At 42.6% G+C, this 16,854-nt stretch carries 19 protein-coding genes; 11 read left to right on the top strand and 8 right to left on the bottom strand.

Annotation, left to right across the window (positions count from 1 at the left end; translation table 11 throughout):
- The first annotated feature begins 5 nt into the window (after positions 1–5).
- On the top strand, positions 6–203 hold the full coding sequence (locus AC1RM2_RS30565; RefSeq protein WP_147052093.1) for a hypothetical protein: 198 nt from the start codon (positions 6–8) through the stop codon (positions 201–203).
- Positions 204–300: 97 nt separating this feature from the next.
- Here AC1RM2_RS30565 and AC1RM2_RS30560 read toward each other — a convergent pair whose 3' ends face one another.
- Both AC1RM2_RS30560 and ppnP read right to left on the bottom strand, forming a co-directional pair.
- Positions 301–630, bottom strand: coding sequence for a YbjQ family protein (locus tag AC1RM2_RS30560; protein WP_090652012.1), 330 nt, complete (start codon positions 628–630; stop codon positions 301–303).
- A 62-nt stretch (positions 631–692) separates the two neighbouring features.
- Positions 693–974 carry a pyrimidine/purine nucleoside phosphorylase gene (gene ppnP, locus AC1RM2_RS30555; protein ID WP_492988927.1) on the bottom strand — a complete coding sequence of 94 codons (282 nt, stop codon included), beginning with the start codon at positions 972–974 and terminating at the stop codon, positions 693–695.
- 193 nt (positions 975–1,167) lie between these two features.
- Here ppnP and AC1RM2_RS30550 point away from each other — a divergent pair, with 193 nt between their 5' ends.
- Positions 1,168–1,740, top strand: a complete 573-nt coding sequence (locus AC1RM2_RS30550; RefSeq protein WP_492988926.1) for a hypothetical protein — start codon at positions 1,168–1,170, stop codon at positions 1,738–1,740.
- Positions 1,741–1,870: 130 nt separating this feature from the next.
- Here the strand turns inward: AC1RM2_RS30550 and AC1RM2_RS30545 are convergent, their stop codons facing one another.
- Complete coding sequence (locus AC1RM2_RS30545) at positions 1,871–2,263, bottom strand: hypothetical protein (protein ID WP_492988925.1); 393 nt, start codon at positions 2,261–2,263, stop codon at positions 1,871–1,873.
- A gap of 198 nt (positions 2,264–2,461) precedes the next feature.
- On the opposite strand from AC1RM2_RS30545, the gene AC1RM2_RS30540 reads away from it, so the two are divergent.
- Complete coding sequence (locus AC1RM2_RS30540) at positions 2,462–3,397, top strand: cation diffusion facilitator family transporter (RefSeq protein WP_492988924.1); 936 nt, start codon at positions 2,462–2,464, stop codon at positions 3,395–3,397.
- Between the two features lie 164 nt (positions 3,398–3,561).
- The gene (locus AC1RM2_RS30535) at positions 3,562–3,966 is read left to right on the top strand and encodes a hypothetical protein (RefSeq protein ID WP_492988923.1); all 405 of its coding nucleotides are present in this window, start codon (positions 3,562–3,564) and stop codon (positions 3,964–3,966) included.
- Between the two features lie 181 nt (positions 3,967–4,147).
- On the opposite strand, the gene AC1RM2_RS30530 is transcribed toward AC1RM2_RS30535, so the two are convergent.
- Positions 4,148–4,906 (bottom strand): oxygenase MpaB family protein, encoded by a 759-nt coding sequence (locus tag AC1RM2_RS30530; RefSeq protein WP_492988922.1) that lies wholly within the window; start codon positions 4,904–4,906, stop codon positions 4,148–4,150.
- A gap of 4 nt (positions 4,907–4,910) precedes the next feature.
- Positions 4,911–5,300: a ribosomal maturation YjgA family protein gene (locus tag AC1RM2_RS30525; RefSeq protein WP_492988921.1), complete on the bottom strand. Its 390-nt coding sequence runs from the start codon at positions 5,298–5,300 to the stop codon at positions 4,911–4,913.
- A 105-nt stretch (positions 5,301–5,405) separates the two neighbouring features.
- Between AC1RM2_RS30525 and AC1RM2_RS30520 the strand changes: the two genes are divergently transcribed.
- Positions 5,406–5,963 carry a sugar O-acetyltransferase gene (locus tag AC1RM2_RS30520; RefSeq protein ID WP_492988919.1) on the top strand — a complete coding sequence of 186 codons (558 nt, stop codon included), beginning with the start codon at positions 5,406–5,408 and terminating at the stop codon, positions 5,961–5,963.
- Positions 5,964–5,972: 9 nt separating this feature from the next.
- A complete protein-coding gene (locus AC1RM2_RS30515; protein WP_492988918.1) occupies positions 5,973–6,389 on the top strand; it encodes a hypothetical protein in 417 nt (138 codons plus the stop codon).
- Positions 6,390–6,405: 16 nt separating this feature from the next.
- Here AC1RM2_RS30515 and AC1RM2_RS30510 read toward each other — a convergent pair whose 3' ends face one another.
- Positions 6,406–7,113: a DNA alkylation repair protein gene (locus AC1RM2_RS30510; protein WP_492988917.1), complete on the bottom strand. Its 708-nt coding sequence runs from the start codon at positions 7,111–7,113 to the stop codon at positions 6,406–6,408.
- A 286-nt stretch (positions 7,114–7,399) separates the two neighbouring features.
- Between AC1RM2_RS30510 and mutS the strand changes: the two genes are divergently transcribed.
- The 4 genes from mutS (at position 7,400) to AC1RM2_RS30490 (ending at position 11,694) form a co-directional block, all read left to right on the top strand.
- On the top strand, positions 7,400–10,009 hold the full coding sequence (gene mutS / locus AC1RM2_RS30505; RefSeq protein WP_492988916.1) for a DNA mismatch repair protein MutS: 2,610 nt from the start codon (positions 7,400–7,402) through the stop codon (positions 10,007–10,009).
- A gap of 161 nt (positions 10,010–10,170) precedes the next feature.
- Positions 10,171–10,734, top strand: a complete 564-nt coding sequence (locus tag AC1RM2_RS30500) for a C40 family peptidase (protein WP_492988915.1) — start codon at positions 10,171–10,173, stop codon at positions 10,732–10,734.
- A gap of 102 nt (positions 10,735–10,836) precedes the next feature.
- Positions 10,837–11,448, top strand: coding sequence for a hypothetical protein (locus tag AC1RM2_RS30495; protein WP_492988914.1), 612 nt, complete (start codon positions 10,837–10,839; stop codon positions 11,446–11,448).
- A gap of 117 nt (positions 11,449–11,565) precedes the next feature.
- On the top strand, positions 11,566–11,694 hold the full coding sequence (locus tag AC1RM2_RS30490) for a hypothetical protein (RefSeq protein ID WP_255369896.1): 129 nt from the start codon (positions 11,566–11,568) through the stop codon (positions 11,692–11,694).
- On the opposite strand, the gene AC1RM2_RS30485 is transcribed toward AC1RM2_RS30490, so the two are convergent.
- The gene (locus tag AC1RM2_RS30485; RefSeq protein ID WP_492988913.1) at positions 11,681–13,594 is read right to left on the bottom strand and encodes a DUF3857 domain-containing protein; all 1,914 of its coding nucleotides are present in this window, start codon (positions 13,592–13,594) and stop codon (positions 11,681–11,683) included. The two genes, AC1RM2_RS30490 and AC1RM2_RS30485, sit on opposite strands and share 14 nt — an antisense overlap.
- Positions 13,594–15,573, bottom strand: a complete 1,980-nt coding sequence (locus AC1RM2_RS30480) for a DUF3858 domain-containing protein (RefSeq protein WP_492988912.1) — start codon at positions 15,571–15,573, stop codon at positions 13,594–13,596. Before AC1RM2_RS30480 ends, AC1RM2_RS30485 begins: the two co-directional genes overlap by 1 nt.
- Before the next feature lie 130 nt (positions 15,574–15,703).
- Here AC1RM2_RS30480 and AC1RM2_RS30475 point away from each other — a divergent pair, with 130 nt between their 5' ends.
- On the top strand, positions 15,704–16,741 hold the full coding sequence (locus AC1RM2_RS30475) for an exonuclease domain-containing protein (protein ID WP_492988911.1): 1,038 nt from the start codon (positions 15,704–15,706) through the stop codon (positions 16,739–16,741).
- Positions 16,742–16,854: the final 113 nt, after the last annotated feature.

The raw sequence follows: 16,854 nt of genomic DNA, 5'->3' as shown, positions 1-16,854 counted from the left end.
AAAAAATGAAGACCAGGGACACCAGCATACTTTATCTTGTATTAGGTTTGTATACACTAATGATCAGTTGGCATTATAATCATTCGCCTATTTTATTGCTTATTCATTACCTGATCTGGCCGGTTTACCTGGTGTACGAATTACTGATTGGCCATCTTGCCCATGGACTGTGGCGTACAATTCCGCTATCGTATTTTAATTAGCGTAGCGCTAACCTTACAATAAACGGTATAGCCCAAAGTCTTAAGCAGAATTTAACTTGTAGCTTAAGACTTTGGGCTGTTGTATTAATGCGTTTAATCAAACTTTTTCAACCACAACAGCAGTACCGTATGCCAATACTTCGGTAATGCCCTGCATCACTTCGTTAGCGTCGTAACGCATATTGATAATGGCATTTGCCCCAATAGCCTGTGCATGCTGAATTAAAAGCTGGTAGGCTTCTTCTCGGGCATTTTCGCAAAGCTCGACATAAATAGAAAGCCTGCCGCCAAAAAGCGACTGAAAACCACCAGCAATATTGCCAAGCGCGCTTCGGCTGCGTACGGTAATGCCACGTACAACACCTAAATGTTTAACTATCCGGTACCCGTCTAACCCGGTACTGGTTGTAATAAGCGAAGTATCCATTGTTTTATTTAATTTATGATTATTAGAGCGCCGCTAAGCTTAAATGTTACAATAGTAGCTACTTACCTGTATTTACACAAATAGGAGCTTTGTACGTTTGTTTTTACTTTGAATTTGGTATTGGCCTCAACTTCAAATGATTGGCCGGCCGTATAGCTTTCCCATTCTTCTTCGCCGGGTAACAACACCTCCAGCTGGCCCTCAATAATGGTCATACTCTCATGGCTCGATGTGCCAAATTCGTACTCACCTTTTTCCATTACACCGATAGTGCTTTTCCCTTCGGCACTGGTATAACCCAGCGATTTTACTGTGCCTTCAAAATATTCGTTTACGTGAATCATGTTTATAAAATTAAACGCCTAATATGCCTAAATAAAACCATTTGTTTGATAAATGCCAGCCTCAAATAATTTCGCCCAAAACCGCCGAATGTTAAAATATGTGAAAAAATTAACATTGGTTGTAATTATTAATCTGCAAAGAGCGTTATTTGCATAAAATCTGCAAGGCGTATTGTTTGCACAAAATTTATATATGAGGAAAATTCAACTTATTGTTCTGTTACTTATATCGGCTATCTACTTCCAAGGCTGTAAAAAAGACGTTGTTACTTCTGCTTCTACCACATCTGATAAAATACTGGCTGCAAATATTAATGGTGTTGTTTGGTACCCGGATACGGTTACCGCACGGATTACTTTTAACAGTACTACAAAAGTTAAAACCTTTTCGGTAATTGGTACTGCCAATTCAAAGCGGGTTATCTTTAATATCAATGTGCCTAACAGTACAAATACTAATAGTTTTCCTTTGGCTACTTACAAAGTAGATGGCACGGGAAAATTAAACATGGCTTATTACACCCAACAAAGAAATGATGCAGGCGTTTATGTGTTTGTACAAACCGGCACTGTTGAACCGGGCTCCGGATTGGCTACCATAACTGCAATTGATACGGTTGCCAAAGTAATTACCGGAACGTATTCGTTTACCTCAAAAAAAGTTAATCTTAATCCTGATGGAAGCTATCAATCCATAGAAATATCGCAGATACTTTTAGGCACTTTCGATAAATTACCATATCAATTAGGGGATGGCAATTTATAGCCGGGCATAGCCAGGTATTTTGCAAAATATTAAAGCCCCTTGTTGAAAAACAGGGGGCTTTAATATTTTTATTCATGATTTAGCTAAAGTCAAAACCGCCCTTCCCGGGCTACAACTAAAATACCAGGTACTAAGCTGGTTTTGTAGGCGAGGGAGTTGTAGGCATAGGTGTGGGCGTAGGCGTAGGCGTAGGACTTGGGTTTGGCGTAGGTGCAGGGTTGGGAGTCGGGGTTGGGCTCGGAGTGGGCGTAGGGCTCGGATTTGGTGCTGGTGTTGGCGACGGAACAGGTGCCGGGTCGGTAGGTGTTGGTGTTGGCGACGGCACAGGTGCCGGCGTTGGCGCCGGAGCAGGTGTTTTTGGCGTCTTTTTCTTTTTGCCCGGTATGGTATCAGTTACCATCCCGTTTTTCACAATAATTCGGTTGTTGTCGGTGCCATTGATGGCCGTATGATTGGCGGCAAAAACTACCGAACATGCAAATGATAATGCTACAGCTGCTGCTGTTAACTTCAAATTTTTCATAATAATTTATTTTAACATTAATAAATTAACTTAAATGATAACAGTGCCGATAAACTTTAGTTTTCATTAATTGTGATAACTCTTTTTTTGAACAAAAAAACTACCAGCATTTTTAGTCATCAGCGACTGCAAAAGTGTGCCACTCAACATTAGCGTTTTGCTAAAACAATATATTGCGTTAACGCTTTATGGTTTTGTATGGCATCATCAAACAAGTCTATTTACGCTGCGCTGGCGGCAAATTTGCTTATCGCTTTAACCAAATTTATGGCAGGCTTTTTTAGTAACAGTGCCGCTATGGTAGCCGAGGGGGTACACTCTGTGGTTGATACCGCCAACCAGGTATTATTATTGTTTGGCTTGCACCAAAGTCGCAAAAAGCCCGATACAAAGCATCCTTTCGGTTATGGTAAGGAGCTGTATTTTTATTCGTTCATCGTGTCGATACTCATATTTGGCCTTGGCGGGGGCGTTTCCATATACCAGGGTATTGCCCATATCATCACGCCCGAAGTTCCGGGTAACCCAACCTGGAATTATGTAGTTTTGGGTTGTTCGGTAATTTTTGAAGGCTCATCGCTTTTTATAGCGGCAAAAGCGTTTAATAAATTGCGGGGCGAACTTTCCTGGTGGCAGGCTATTACTAAAAGTAAAGATCCATCAACGTTCTTGGTTTTGTTTGAGGATAGCGCCGCGGTGGTGGGTTTGGTTATTGTAGCTGTTTGCCTGTTTATTGGGCATACCTACCATATTAACTATCTTGATGGATTAGCGTCGCTGCTGGTTGGTATCATACTTATTTGCGTATCGCTGATACTGGCGCGCGAAAGCCGCAGCCTGTTGATGGGCGAGGGGATAGGCTTATCAACCAAAAAACGGATCACCGAAATTGTTGAACAGGATGCCGATGTATTAAAGCTGATGCATATCATGTCAACCTATCAATCGCCAAGCGAAGTATTACTGATGCTTATTATTTCGTTTAAGGATAACCTTGATACGGCGGGCATTAATAATGCCATTATCCGCATCCGCAACAAGGTGAAAGACGAATATAACCTTATTCACTTTGTTATCATCCAGCCCGATACTTTTATGGAAAAGGTGAGCGCGAACGTACAGTTGTATATTTAACTGTAAACAGGAAATATAAAACTTATATCTTAAAAAAAATGGCTATAATGCGGCACTAAACTTATTGCTATGAATAGTAAACAGCCTGCAGCGGGCACCCCAAAAACGCGTTAAAAACAACATCAATTATACACCTGGCCTTAATAGCCGGACAGGTGTTGTTTATGATAGTAGCTTATATAACCAATAAAAACATCAAATACTTTGATTATAAAGACAGCAGGAACGATGTGTTTTTTTACATAGTGCCCTTAATGGCTATTACCTGTACGGTGGTTGGCGGCTTTTTGTTTAACCAGCAATTGGGTAAATTCCATCAGCAGGCGGCGGGCTCGGGTAAAACACTTTCAGAAAAACTGCAAGCATATCAATCGTCCTTAATTGTAAGATACGCACTGCTGGAAGGCCCTTCATTATTCGGTATAGTTTGTTTTTTGATAACGAGCAACCTGTTTTATTTGCTCATTTCGGCATGTTTGATAATTACAATGATTAGTTTAAGGCCATCGGTTAATGCAGCGGAAGCTTACCTTCAATTAAGTTATGACGAAACGCAGCAATTACGCTGATGTTTGTCCGGAAGTCGGAAAGTCCGAAAGTCCGCAAGTCGGAAAGTCCGCAAGTCTCAAGTCGAGAAGATGACAAAGGCAAACTGGGTTTGGAAGTCTTAAGGCGAAAGTCTTACGTCAAAACCAGAAGAGATCCGTCGGATGTTTTAACTTCCCGACTTCCCGACTTTCGGACTTCCGACTAAGCATTATCCATACTAATAATCTGGGCTTTATAAGCCACCGGGAGCAGTGCGTTGCGTAAAAACGTTTCCACCTTCAGCATCCTCAAAAATTTATATGCCCATATCACGGGTAAAAGCCAGGGCAGTTTTCCTAACGGAAGATGCCTGCCTACCAATGGTGGCACCACCAGCAGTTGTGCCTGTTTTAACACCTCGTAACGGGAAGGGCCGAGGTGTTTTTTGTACTGGCGGTATAAATCCAAAGTCAATTCGCCACAAACCAGGTTATGTTGTAAATGTTCATTGCGCATATCCAGGTATTCAAAGTAGTTTTTTGGTAGGCCAGCAAGCCCCATGCGCTGGCCTACCCGGTTGAAGACCATAAAGGTTTGGCCCTTTTCGGCCTGGGTTAGTTTGCGCTCCAATAATTCATATGACCGGATAGACAGATCAATCAACAGGAACAACACATCGCGGTAAGCCCAATCCGGAATTTGTGCCGCGCGGCTGTTTTCCACACCTTTGTGAATGGCGTTTATCCTGTCGATAGCTTTTAAAGCGGTTTCCTGGTCCGAAAAAATGATCTGCCTTGAATATTCAACGGTCGAAAATAACCGTCCAAGCGGGTCGGCAGGCAGGCGGCCGGTAAAGTACAGCCAGTCAACCGCTTTGTTTAGCGCAAATTCGGCTGCCGCGCCAGCAAAAATAAACAGGATGGTATCGGCCTTGCCCCAAATTTTCCGCACTATCGAATCCTCGCTTACAAAATATTCCATGAGTTTATGCTGATTTAATTGAAGAGTAATTTGTTGGCCGTGCTTTTTCGATGCCGGTTACCAATGCTATGCCTAATGTATAGCAAAGCAAATCCATCCATGAAAAGGAAGTGCCCAATAAGAGTGCCGCTATTTTGGAATGCTGCATGCCTAACAACTTTACCAGGTGAAAATATTGCGAAACCTCGGTTACGTAAGCAAAAAACAGCACGCCAAACGCTGTAGGCAACACTGGTGTGTTAACAAATGCTTTTACAAAACAATACAACAGTATTACCACTAAAAAATCGCCGCCAAAAGGCCTTATGACGTTATCGTGCATGTATTTACCTATTAAAACTTCGGTTATGAAGAGTAGTATGGTAAGTATGAAATAACTTTTGTTCAATTTCATTTATAAAGTACTTTGATATGCAAAGTAAATAAATATTGAATTGAAATGCAAATTTTTAAATATTACAACCGTTGGCTTCCTAAACGGCAATTGATATATTTAACCATGCAAAAATCCGAACTTCAAAAAATGCTGGATGGCGACCTGTACGATGCCAGCGATGCCGAACTGGTTGCCGGTCGCTCAAAAGCGCGTAAATTATTTACCCGTTATAACGCGCTTGATTACGATGATAAAGAGGGCAAGAGGAGTGTTTTAAAAGGGCTGCTGGGCGGTTTTACCAATGCCATTGATATCCAGTCACCATTTTACTGCGATTATGGCTTTAATATTTTTGCAGGCGATAATCTGTTTCTGAACTTTAACTGCATTATACTGGATTGTGCCCGCGTAACGCTGGGCAATAACGTATTTATGGCGCCCAATGTACAGCTGTATACCGCTTATCATCCCGTTATAGCTTCCGAACGGATAAAAGGCCCGGAATATGCTGCGCCTATAATCATAGGCAACAATGTATGGCTTGGCGGTGGCGTAATTGTTTGTCCCGGCGTTACCATTGGCGATAATACCACCATTGGCGCAGGCAGCGTGGTAACCAAAGATATTCCGGCCAATGTGGTGGCGGTTGGGAATCCTTGCAGGGTGATAAGGGAGATATAGTAAGGTCATATGCCCGAATTTTTTGTACAACTATTCTGCGATCAAAATAAAGGTTATTCTATCATTATCGAAGATGATGGTAAAGTAGCGTATGCTTACCTTATGCTGGCCAAAGAAATTATAGGAGATTTATGGCTTTATAATAATGCAACTGCCCCTGAAGAAATTAATTGGAAACAACAGGAGTTACCCTATTTAAACCCACTTACTTTTTTAAAGGAAGGTATACAAATTGCACCCATTGTAAACCGGCAGGAACTATTGTGTCATTGGACAATGGATTCCTTAGGGGAGGAAGTGCGGGTAGTGGAGATTTTATTGAGAGGGGTTTTGATAGGCAGACTTAAACCCGGCTCTCTGCCGGGGTATTCGGCTTTGGTAACGAGAGATGGACCGCTGGCCAAAATTTTGGCAGATGAAGCTTAGGTAGCGTTTAGATATTTTAACACTTAACCGTCTTCTTCTTCATCCCCGGTTTGCGTCTTGCGCGCGATTTTTCAATATAATCTACAGCAACCGGTACCTTGCACGCAGTTCCGTTCTGATCTACAAATACAGTCCCTATTTTATTGCCCGCGGCGATGGCTTCATCCATTAATGCATCTACATAGGTGCCCAAAGCGATGATAAACCCGTTCATGGTTGACCGTACCCGGTTTGGCGATGAATGGATAGTTTGCTCAACACGATTTAGCAACTCCCGTAATACGCCCAAATCCAGTTCGCTATCCGGTTTAAACGAAACAATATTGCTTAAGGTAGACCAGCCCCCAGCGGCAACGTATTCCCTGCTGTCATTTATCCACTCCAGGGCCAGTTCAAATCCATATTGGCCTTCGGTGGCTACCCAGGGTACCGTATATTCGCTGATGTTGTTGGATACCGCCTCATTAACCCAGGTTTGCAGGTCGGCCTTGGTCATTTTGGCATCGTCGGCAATCAGGCCGGCAAGGTACATGGCATCGGCGTTGCCGGTGGCATACAAATCTTTGGCCAGCTGGTAATCTTTTTTAACCTTTTTTTGGATGGTTTTTAAAAATTCAACCTTCACCCCAAAAAACGGCTCTTTAACCCCATGTTTTAACAATATATTTTTGATGCTCTGGCTGCCATTAGCCTGCAGCTCGGTCATGATTTCGGCTACGTTCATTTTATCAATATTTATGTATAAAATTATACTATTTCCTGGTTTTTCTAAATAGATTCGTCATACAATATAGCGGAATTGCGTTTGAACTAAGGTAGGTGGCCTCTACGAGGCAAAAAAGAGATTTTAGCATCTCAAATCCCCCCCCCCCGCACCCGAACCACACAACCCGACTCCCGCAACCCGAGGCCAGCAACACGGATATCCACATCCATCCAACTTTTCCACAATGCCCTAAAACCACGGGCAATGCATTAACTTTACCCGATTAACAAAAGGAGTAAACCGCTTGGCTAAAGACACTACCAAAGAAACCCCATTAATGCAGCAATACAACACCATCAAGGTGAAGTATCCAGGTGCTCTGCTGCTGTTCCGCGTGGGCGATTTTTACGAAACTTTTGGCGAAGACGCCGTTAAAGCCGCAGGCATATTAGGCATTGTACTTACACGCCGGGGCAACGGCGTGGGCACCCATATTGAGCTGGCCGGCTTTCCGCACCACTCGCTGGATACCTACCTGCCCAAGCTGGTACGTGCCGGGCAACGTGTAGCCATCTGCGACCAGCTGGAAGATCCCAAAACAACCAAAACTATTGTCAAACGCGGTGTTACCGAGCTGGTTACGCCCGGGGTAGCTACCAATGACAATATCCTAAATCAAAAAAGCAATAACTACCTGGCATCGCTGCATTTTGAAAAAAACAGCATAGGCATTGCCCTCATCGATATTTCGACAGGCGAGTTCTGGACAGCACAGGGCAACAGCGATTATATTGATAAGCTGCTGCAAAGTTTTTCGCCCAGCGAGGTTATTTACCCTAAAAGCCGCACCCGCGATTTTAAGGATAACTATGGCGACCGCTTTTACACCTATGCCCTTGATGAATGGCCCTACAGCGGTGATTACGCGACCGAGACGCTGCTGAAGCACTTTGGTGTAAAATCGTTAAAAGGTTTTGGGATAGATAAGCTTAACCTCGGTATCATAGCCGCAGGTGTAGCCATACATTATTTAAATGAGACGGAGCACCGCAACCTGCAGCACATCAGTGCCATTGGCCGGATAGAAGAAGACCGGTATTTATGGCTGGACAGGTTTAGCGTACGCAACCTGGAACTGGTAGGATCGACCAATGATAATGCCCTTACCCTGGTTGATGTGCTTGACCATACCTGCTCGCCCATGGGTGCGCGTTTGCTGCGCAGGTGGATTGTGATGCCTCTTAAGGAAATTAAGCCTATAAACGACCGCCTGGGCGTTGTAGAGTACATGATTGAGCACGAAGAGCTGCGCGAAAACCTGCAAAACTGCATCCGCCAGATAGGCGACCTGGAGCGGTTAATCAGCAAGATAGGTTTACAAAAAGCCAACCCGCGCGAGGTTTGCCAGCTTAAAAAAGCACTGATGGCTATCGGCTCCATCAAAAAAACTGCTGAAGCATCTGAGAGCCTGCCATTACGTGCTATTGGCGAGCAGTTAAATCCCTGCGTAACTATCTGCGAGAAAATAGAACGTGAGTTAAACCCCGAGCCGCCGGTAATGATCGTAAAAGGATCGGTGATGAACGAGGGGATTAACGAGGAACTGGACAGGCTACGTAAAATAGCGTTTGGCGGCAAAGGATACCTGCTGGAGATACAAAAACGCGAGGCTGAAGCTACGGGCATCCCTTCGCTTAAAGTATCGTTTAATAACGTTTTTGGATATTACCTTGAGGTGACGCATAGCCACCGCGATAAGGTGCCTTCGGAGTGGATCCGCAAGCAAACTTTGGTTAATGCCGAGCGCTATATTACCCCCGAGCTAAAAGAATACGAAGAGCAGATTTTAGGCGCCGAGGAAAAGATCCTGGTGATTGAAACCCGCCTTTATAATGATTTGTTGTATTCGCTGGCCGAATATATAAAGCCTATTCAGCTGAATGCGCAGCTGATAGCCCGTTTGGATGTGCTGCTTAATTTTGCGCATATATCCATCAAAAACTATTATGCCAAACCCCAGATGAACGAGAGTAAAGTGCTCGACATTAAAGGTGGCCGCCACCCCGTGATTGAAAAGAACCTGCCGCTGGGCGAAAGCTATATCACAAACGATGTATACCTGGATTCGGAAACGCAGCAAATCATCATCATTACCGGGCCCAACATGGCGGGTAAGTCGGCGTTGCTCAGGCAAACCGGTTTAATTGTATTGATGGCGCAGATGGGCTGCTTTGTACCGGCCAAATCGGCTTCGATTGGGTTGGTCGACAAGATATTTACCAGGGTAGGGGCATCGGATAACCTGTCGTCGGGCGAATCAACCTTTATGGTGGAGATGAACGAGACGGCAAGTATCCTGAATAACTTGTCCGACAGGAGTTTGATCCTGCTTGACGAGATCGGCCGTGGTACCTCAACTTATGATGGTATTTCCATTGCCTGGTCTATTGCCGAATACCTGCACAACCACCCAACAGCAAAGGCCAAAACGCTGTTTGCCACCCACTATCACGAACTGAACGAGTTGAGCAACACGTTTAACCGCATCAAAAACTTCAACGTATCGGTAAAGGAAGTTGGTCAGCAAATCATTTTCCTGCGTAAGCTGGTACCCGGCGGCAGCGAGCATAGCTTCGGGATCCACGTAGCCAAGCTTGCCGGGATGCCCCAAAAAGTGCTGACCCGCGCCAACGAAATTCTGAAGAAACTGGAAAACGAACGGACAGGAGGAGAGCACATCAAAGAAAGCATCCGCAAGGTGCAAAAGCAGGCCGTGCAGATGCAAATGTTCTCGATAGACGACCCGGTACTGGTAAAAATCCGCGATACGCTGAACAACCTCGATGTAAATACGTTAACACCCGTTGAGGCGCTGATGAAGCTGGATGAAATACAAAGGGTGATAAAGTCTTAGATTTCAGATGTGCAGATTTTAGATGTGCAGATGGAAAGGTAGGCCGTTTTATATTTTATAAAACATCTGCACATCTGGAATCTGAAATTTGCACATCTGAAATGTTAAATTGTTAAAAACATCCATATTTTGCCATCGCTTTTAAATTCTACATTTGCAGCATGACCAAACATCGCCTACTTTTCTACTGCTTCGTTTTGTTTTTTGTGCCGATAGTATTAACCTCTTGCCACACCCGCAAGGCAGCTATGCGTGGCCGGCCGGGCGAAATGGTAAAACCGGATGGAGACATCGCCTCTAAATACTCAGAAATTATGGGGGTAAATAAAAGCGATATTGAAAATGGCAGGCTGTATGCCTTTATCGAGCAATGGATGGGCACCCCCTACAAATTTGGTGGCCTTGATAAAGATGGTGTGGATTGTTCAGGACTGGCCTTTTTGCTGGAGCAGGAGGTATATGGCATCACCATCCCCCGCATGACCAGCAAGCAAATAACCGTTATTAAACGCAAATATGAAGACGAACTAAAAGAAGGCGACCTGGTTTTCTTCGATTTTGACGGCAAGCAGTTTAGCCACGTGGGCGTTTACCTGCAAAACGGATATGTAGTGCATGCCAGTTCAAGGCGCGGCGTAATTATCGTAAAACTTCGCGACCCATCATTGTATAAATACTTTTCAAGAGCAGGCTCTGTGGATGAGGGGACTGCGCAAGCAAATTAGACTTTTTAATATCGAGTAATTACCATTAAGTTTCAAGATTTTATTTTGTCTAAGTCTGATTGTTAAATGAAATGCATTTTTGAAATTAATAGCAGGTGTAATTTGGCAGAATCAGCTGAATTAAAACACGAAAGGTTTGTTGGGTTTTTAAAACAAATTGGTATTCCATGGGGAATACAGGAGAATGTCGATATCGATACTCCGCAATTTGGAGAAGAGTTTACCGCCACAGCCAATATCACGAAGTTCCTAACGAACGGAGTTAAAATGAGTATCTTTTATAGGTACAGGAATAGATTAGATGATCATCACTCTTCGGACGATCGAATTTATATCGAATTTAATTCCAAAAAAATAGATTATGAATTCTTAATTAATACCGTTTTTCCGCACTACATTATAGCATTTGGAGCATACAGGGCAGATATTTTTAACGAAATGCTTATCTATAAAGATTTTGAACGATCAAGGAATAAAAATCTTAGAAAAAGTATTGTCCGGATTTATCCCGTAGTTTTTTACGATTCGCAATTTTGTAAAGAGGTGTTTAGAACGAACGTCAAAGAGATTTTGAAAAAATTATCGGGTCAGGTTTACAAGGCATTATTGCATAATGATGGGATTATAATTATTGCTGATATAAAACCTTTGTCGGTAGAGGAATCCGATGCATTCGACAGAAAAATACGAATGACATTAAAATATAATGCTTGAAGTAAAGTCTGTAAAATAATTTTCGTTCTCCAAAATACTGGTAGTCCGTCGTTCTGAAATCTAATAGTCGCAAAATACTTCGTCTAAAAGTCCAAAAAAGAATATTTTTGCAACCTTATGTCAAAGCAAAAAGAAGAATACTCGTTTTGGACTAAATATAAAAAGTTTGCCGGTAACGAGATCACCCTTTACCTGGTCATGATTATTGGTATCATCCTGGGCATCGTGATATTTAGTTATCTTTAATCAGCGTTACATTGCTGTTGTCGGTTTCGCTTACCGATTGGTAAAAATCTACAAAGGCCTGGTATAGTTCTTTACTGTAGGTACCGTCAATTATTTGCAGCTTTCGCTTATAAATTAACTGGTTTCCGACAACAGTGGCAGATACCGAGAAATTGCCAAATGGTTTTTCGAGCGAAATACTGGCCGGCCGCATATCTACATGATACCCTTTGGGTAGGGTGTAGGTAATTTCGTCTTCATCGGTATAACCCGTGTTAATGTATAAATCATAATGCCTGTTGCGTACCTCGCGCGGGGTATTATCTTTTCTGTTGGTGGCATTGGCCAAAAAGTCTATTTTACCATTAACGGCCGACCCATAATCCGGGGCAGTTAGTTTGATTGTTTCTGTGAGGCTTGGGTGGATGTTTTTATCGTCCTTAAAATCAAATTTTTCTATATCCAGGTTATTAATAGCGTAAATTTTCTGGAGTATTTTCACTTGTTCTTTTGGTGGCTCGGTAAGCAGGTAGGTACGGTTATCATATTGCAAGCCTTTAAAACTGGTAAGCATACTGCCCGACAATGTTCCGTCGGCAGCCAGGGTAAAATCGGCCTTGCATTGCTGTGTATTGGTTTTTGCCGGGTATTTTGGGGTATGTATCAATTTACCGCCTTCTGGCGTGCAGGCTAATACGTCGCGGTCGTCGGTAAAATCACTCAGAAAGCCAAAAGGAATTTGCTGGCTGGTACATTCTAAAAAGGTGGTGTCGTTTTTAAAAGGCAGGCACAGGATTACGTGGTCAAACTGGTTCATGCTCGCAAAATCTGTAAGCGGGCTGCGTTTTAGGGTTCCCGACTTTACAATACAGTAATAAGAATCGATGTCTACGGCCTTAAAAAGTGATTGCGTATAGTTTACCAGGGCTTTACAATCGCCATAATTTTGCGCATCAACGTCGCTTGCTAAAAACGGCTGATAGCCGCCTATACCAACCTGCACGCTAATGTAATGTGTTTTGCCCTGCATATATTCATATATCTTTTTGGCTTTGTCTTTAGGATTGGTAATACCCTGGGTTATTTCCTGCATCTTGTAAATAGTGCTTGGGGGTAATGCCTTGCGCGACGATAGCAATTTATCATAGATCCATTTACCCATGCCGTTCCAGTCATTAAAAGAGCCCGTTACGCCAAGGTAATTAAATTCCGACGCAGGCGAAATTTTCACCCTGCTGCTCATCTTTTCATAAACAGGACTGTAAGGCTCAGATTTTGATGCTTTAATATTACTTATCTGCCAGCTATAGGTCTTTTCGCCCTGTTTATTTGTACCTTCAACCAAATGCGAGGGCATGTTAATTTCTTTGTATCTGATTTTAAAATCGGGTTTGCAGCTAAATGTATAAGCGCTTTTTTCAATAGACACGTCAACTGATGGTTTAGGCTCCCAATCCTGGAAGCTTAATGATTGCTTCGATTTATATTCATATTCATAAACAACCGTGTAAGGATAATCAGTTACAGCAGGCTGAAAGTGTTTTACCTTGGTATCTTCAAACAAAGCCGAGCGACTTACCGCGCCGTCGTCCTGGAAATCACTTTCAGAAAACTTGCCAATAGGTTTGCCAAATTGGTTATAAACCAATCCTTTTATGTTTTTAATCACGTTCGCTTTATCGTGAAATATCACAATTTCGGCTTCATCGTCGCCATTTTTATTTAATATGGTTACCGCGGTTTTAATACGGTAATAGGTATTATCCAGGTCTTTTACCTCAATGTTCATGTCGTTACTCCGTATAACGGCGCTGGCATAGGGTAGCAAATCTTTAGGTATCAGCGATGCATCATAATTTTCCTGCGCGTTTGCGCTCAATACGGATGCAAATAATAAAATAAGCGATGTAAGTACTTTCATTATTTTTTCTTGAAAACCATATCTGCCTTTTCTGTAAGTATTATTTTGTTATACAATTCTTTAAGATAAGGATATTCTTCAGATGTATAAATAGGTTTGGTGAATTTGGTGATATTTGAAAAGGTGAAAGTATTATCCACATTTTCAAAGCTGGTTGCATACAAGCCGCCATCGCCAGGCATTTTAAAGGCTACTGTTTGTGGTGGCGTTTCAACGGTATATCCCTGCGGTAGCCGCATAGTTAATATCAACCTCTCGTCAGATGCCATTCCCCAATCTACAGGGTAATCCCTTTCGGCCAGCTTAAACGGATTTTTGGTAATTTTTTCCCATAAAAAAGGGTTAAACACCAGCCTGTTGTGGTTAGTATTGTCATAAGCGTCAATTTCAACTTCAAAAGTTTCGCCAAGCGGCATGTCAAGGCTATCCAGGTTTGATATATTTGATTTCAGGATTTTTAGTTTAGGGAGTTTTTCGTCCTGGCTTTCAATATATTCGTCAACAGAGTTGAATTTTTTGATGGCTTTCCGCTTTTCATAGGCGTTATATCCGCGGTAATAGTTGGTAATGGTGCCTTTTAGCTTACCGTTGTCAAGTAAGGTTAAATCAAGTGCCCTGGTTGTCGATTCTTTTTGAAGCCCGCTTAACTCCATCCAGTAAGATGGTTTATCAAGATTTATTACCCGCCCTTTGTCATTAAGGCATTTTAATGGTAACAGGCCAAATGATAACAGCGGGTCTGTAGCATCAAGCAAGTAGCTTTTATCGCCAATATTCACTTTGGCAATCACGTAATTAAAATCGTTAATTACGGGGTAAAGCATATTAATATTGCCGTTGTTACGGGTTGATAGTACTACAAGCTCGGTATTAAGGTCGGCCGCCCTTAAGGCTGCCCCAAGAGCAAGGTTAATATCACCAATAGTGCCCGTATGTGCTTCATATGCTTTTTTTATACCGTCGGGGCTGTATAGCGATGTAATGTCATTCCATTTAAACCACTTTTGCAGGTAAGCATAAATTGCCTTTGCTTTTTCAAGCTCGTCGGTTTTACCGGCTATTACCGGTGCTATCCTGTCTTTCATCAATTCTTTGCGTTTAAACTGCGAGCCAAAATAATCATCGGTTTTTAGCTGGTGCTCAATATCTTTCCATGTTTTAGATACAACGGTTTTGGCCCCGGTGTATGGGTTAGTCCATTCAACCTCATCAAAATATATAGCCGATAGAAAGTTTTTGGGCGATGTCATATAATCTTCAGATACAAAAGCCGGGATATCTGTCATCTCATAGGTGATATATGAACAATCGCATTTGGCGCCATGTGATGAAAAGCATTCCCTTTCAACCTCCGATGTGGATTTTGAAAGTTTCTGACCGCCGCGTAATGAGGCGTTAAACACCCAAAACGCAGGAATATGTACATCATATTTTGAATGGGCTTTAGGTATCTCGTCCTGGAAATCCCAATTCCTAAATTCATCAATATAAGGCGAGGTTAGTTTGTACTTAAAGTCAATAACGCAACCCGGCCGTAAGGCAGGTAAGGCAAACTTTACAGTACTGCGGTATTGGTAATCTTTTACAGTATACACCTTTTTTACATCCAGCGGGGCGCTCCGCATCAGGCCATCATCGTCACGGTAATAGGTGGTACCTGTTATATCAACTACCTCTTCGGTTGTTTCTCCGTTTGCGCTGTGATGAAAAGGTATCTCAATGGTGCCGTGTTCAAGCCCTTTTGTATCAAATATTTTTATGCGGGCATGGTAATCAAATATCAGGCGTACATGGTCGTCGCTTACCATATCTATCCGGGTTTTCCCAAATTCATTCAGGAAAAGGGCGTGTGCCGAGGTGTCTTTTGCGTATTTTTTTAGTTCAAGGTCTTCGGTGGTTACACTCCCTTCAAAATCCTGGGCCTTTATAATGTGTTGAGCACCAATAAATAAAACAATAATAAGTAGCAGTTTTTTCATACAATAATCGCGATAATTAGGATGGTATTAATTTAAAAATAAAACTTAGATATTAATTAAATTAAAAAATTTATTGTGCTGATTCTTTTTAGGACATTTGCGACCTTTACAGTAATACTGAATCATTACAATGAAATTAAAACTAAAACGCCCGCTTGCTTTTTTTGACCTGGAAACTACAGGAACCAATATAGGGGTTGACAGAATAGTAGAAATATCCGTGATTAAACTACACCCCGATGGCAGCGAAGAAGTTAAAACCTGGCGTGTTCATCCGGGAATGCCAATTCCGCTGGAGTCGTCACTGGTACATGGTATTTATGATGAGCATATAAAGGACGAGCCGGAGTTTAAAGCTCTGGGCCAGGCCATTGCCGAATTTATTGGCGATAGCGACCTTGCCGGCTATAACTCCAACAAGTTTGACATCCCGATGCTGATGGAAGAGTTTTTACGCGCAGGCGTATCTTTTACTTTAGACGACCGGCATTTTGTGGATGTACAAAATATATTTCACCAGATGGAGCAGCGTACGCTTAAAGCAGCTTACCAGTTTTATTGCGATAAAAAAATTGAAAATGCCCACTCGGCCGAGGCTGATACCCGTGCAACCATGGAAGTTTTGCTGGCGCAGATTGAGCGCTATGAAAACATGGAATGGGAGGACAAAAAAGGAAATATTACCGTGCCGGTTGTTGGCGACGTAGAAGCGTTACACAAGTTTACCAACTTAAGCAAGCCGGTTGATTTTGCCGGCCGGATGGTTTACAACGAGCAGGGCGAAGAAACTATTAACTTTGGCAAGCACAAAGGCAAAAGGGTTGAGGATGTGTTAAATGCCGAACCAAGCTATTATTCATGGATGATGCAGGGCGATTTTCCGCTATACACCAAACGTAAGTTGGAAGAGATACACACCCGCTGGAATGCCAAAAAGAATGCAGAGCGCCAGGCAAAAAACGCCGCTCAGCAGCCAAAGCCAGCCGACCAGGTCCATGCGCCACGCCCGGAGGCTCCCAAAGCCGATTATCCTAAAAAAGAATTTCATAAACCTGATCATACCAAAACTCAATATCCGCCCAAGCCTTTTAAAAAGAAGGAAGAACCGGCCCAGCCCGTTAATGACGATATGCTGGCACAGTTGGCATTGAAGTTTAAAAAAGGTTAGTTTAGATATGAGATGTTAGATATGAAGGTAGCTTAGATTTGAGATGTTAGATATGAGATTTGAGACTTTTTGACAAGTTTCAATAAATTAAAAAGCCCCGTCAGGGGCTTTTT

This window comes from Mucilaginibacter sp. GW822-FHT03E02 (assembly GCF_058801545.1).
This window is presented reverse-complemented; position numbering and strand designations above follow the sequence as displayed.

Coding starts and splice junctions, on each gene's coding strand:
- AC1RM2_RS30510 (WP_492988917.1), bottom strand. CDS start 7,113: ATGAACGTAGCCGAAATCATGACCGAGCTGCAGGCTAATGGCAGCCAG.
- AC1RM2_RS30500 (WP_492988915.1), top strand. CDS start 10,171: ATGACCAAACATCGCCTACTTTTCTACTGCTTCGTTTTGTTTTTTGTG.
- AC1RM2_RS30565 (WP_147052093.1), top strand. CDS start 6: ATGAAGACCAGGGACACCAGCATACTTTATCTTGTATTAGGTTTGTAT.
- AC1RM2_RS30520 (WP_492988919.1), top strand. CDS start 5,406: ATGCAAAAATCCGAACTTCAAAAAATGCTGGATGGCGACCTGTACGAT.
- AC1RM2_RS30480 (WP_492988912.1), bottom strand. CDS start 15,573: ATGAAAAAACTGCTACTTATTATTGTTTTATTTATTGGTGCTCAACAC.
- AC1RM2_RS30540 (WP_492988924.1), top strand. CDS start 2,462: ATGGCATCATCAAACAAGTCTATTTACGCTGCGCTGGCGGCAAATTTG.
- AC1RM2_RS30545 (WP_492988925.1), bottom strand. CDS start 2,263: ATGAAAAATTTGAAGTTAACAGCAGCAGCTGTAGCATTATCATTTGCA.
- AC1RM2_RS30535 (WP_492988923.1), top strand. CDS start 3,562: ATGATAGTAGCTTATATAACCAATAAAAACATCAAATACTTTGATTAT.
- AC1RM2_RS30525 (WP_492988921.1), bottom strand. CDS start 5,300: ATGAAATTGAACAAAAGTTATTTCATACTTACCATACTACTCTTCATA.
- AC1RM2_RS30560 (WP_090652012.1), bottom strand. CDS start 630: ATGGATACTTCGCTTATTACAACCAGTACCGGGTTAGACGGGTACCGG.
- AC1RM2_RS30515 (WP_492988918.1), top strand. CDS start 5,973: ATGCCCGAATTTTTTGTACAACTATTCTGCGATCAAAATAAAGGTTAT.
- AC1RM2_RS30485 (WP_492988913.1), bottom strand. CDS start 13,594: ATGAAAGTACTTACATCGCTTATTTTATTATTTGCATCCGTATTGAGC.
- AC1RM2_RS30490 (WP_255369896.1), top strand. CDS start 11,566: ATGTCAAAGCAAAAAGAAGAATACTCGTTTTGGACTAAATATAAAAAG.
- AC1RM2_RS30475 (WP_492988911.1), top strand. CDS start 15,704: ATGAAATTAAAACTAAAACGCCCGCTTGCTTTTTTTGACCTGGAAACT.
- AC1RM2_RS30550 (WP_492988926.1), top strand. CDS start 1,168: ATGAGGAAAATTCAACTTATTGTTCTGTTACTTATATCGGCTATCTAC.
- AC1RM2_RS30530 (WP_492988922.1), bottom strand. CDS start 4,906: ATGGAATATTTTGTAAGCGAGGATTCGATAGTGCGGAAAATTTGGGGC.
- ppnP (WP_492988927.1), bottom strand. CDS start 974: ATGATTCACGTAAACGAATATTTTGAAGGCACAGTAAAATCGCTGGGT.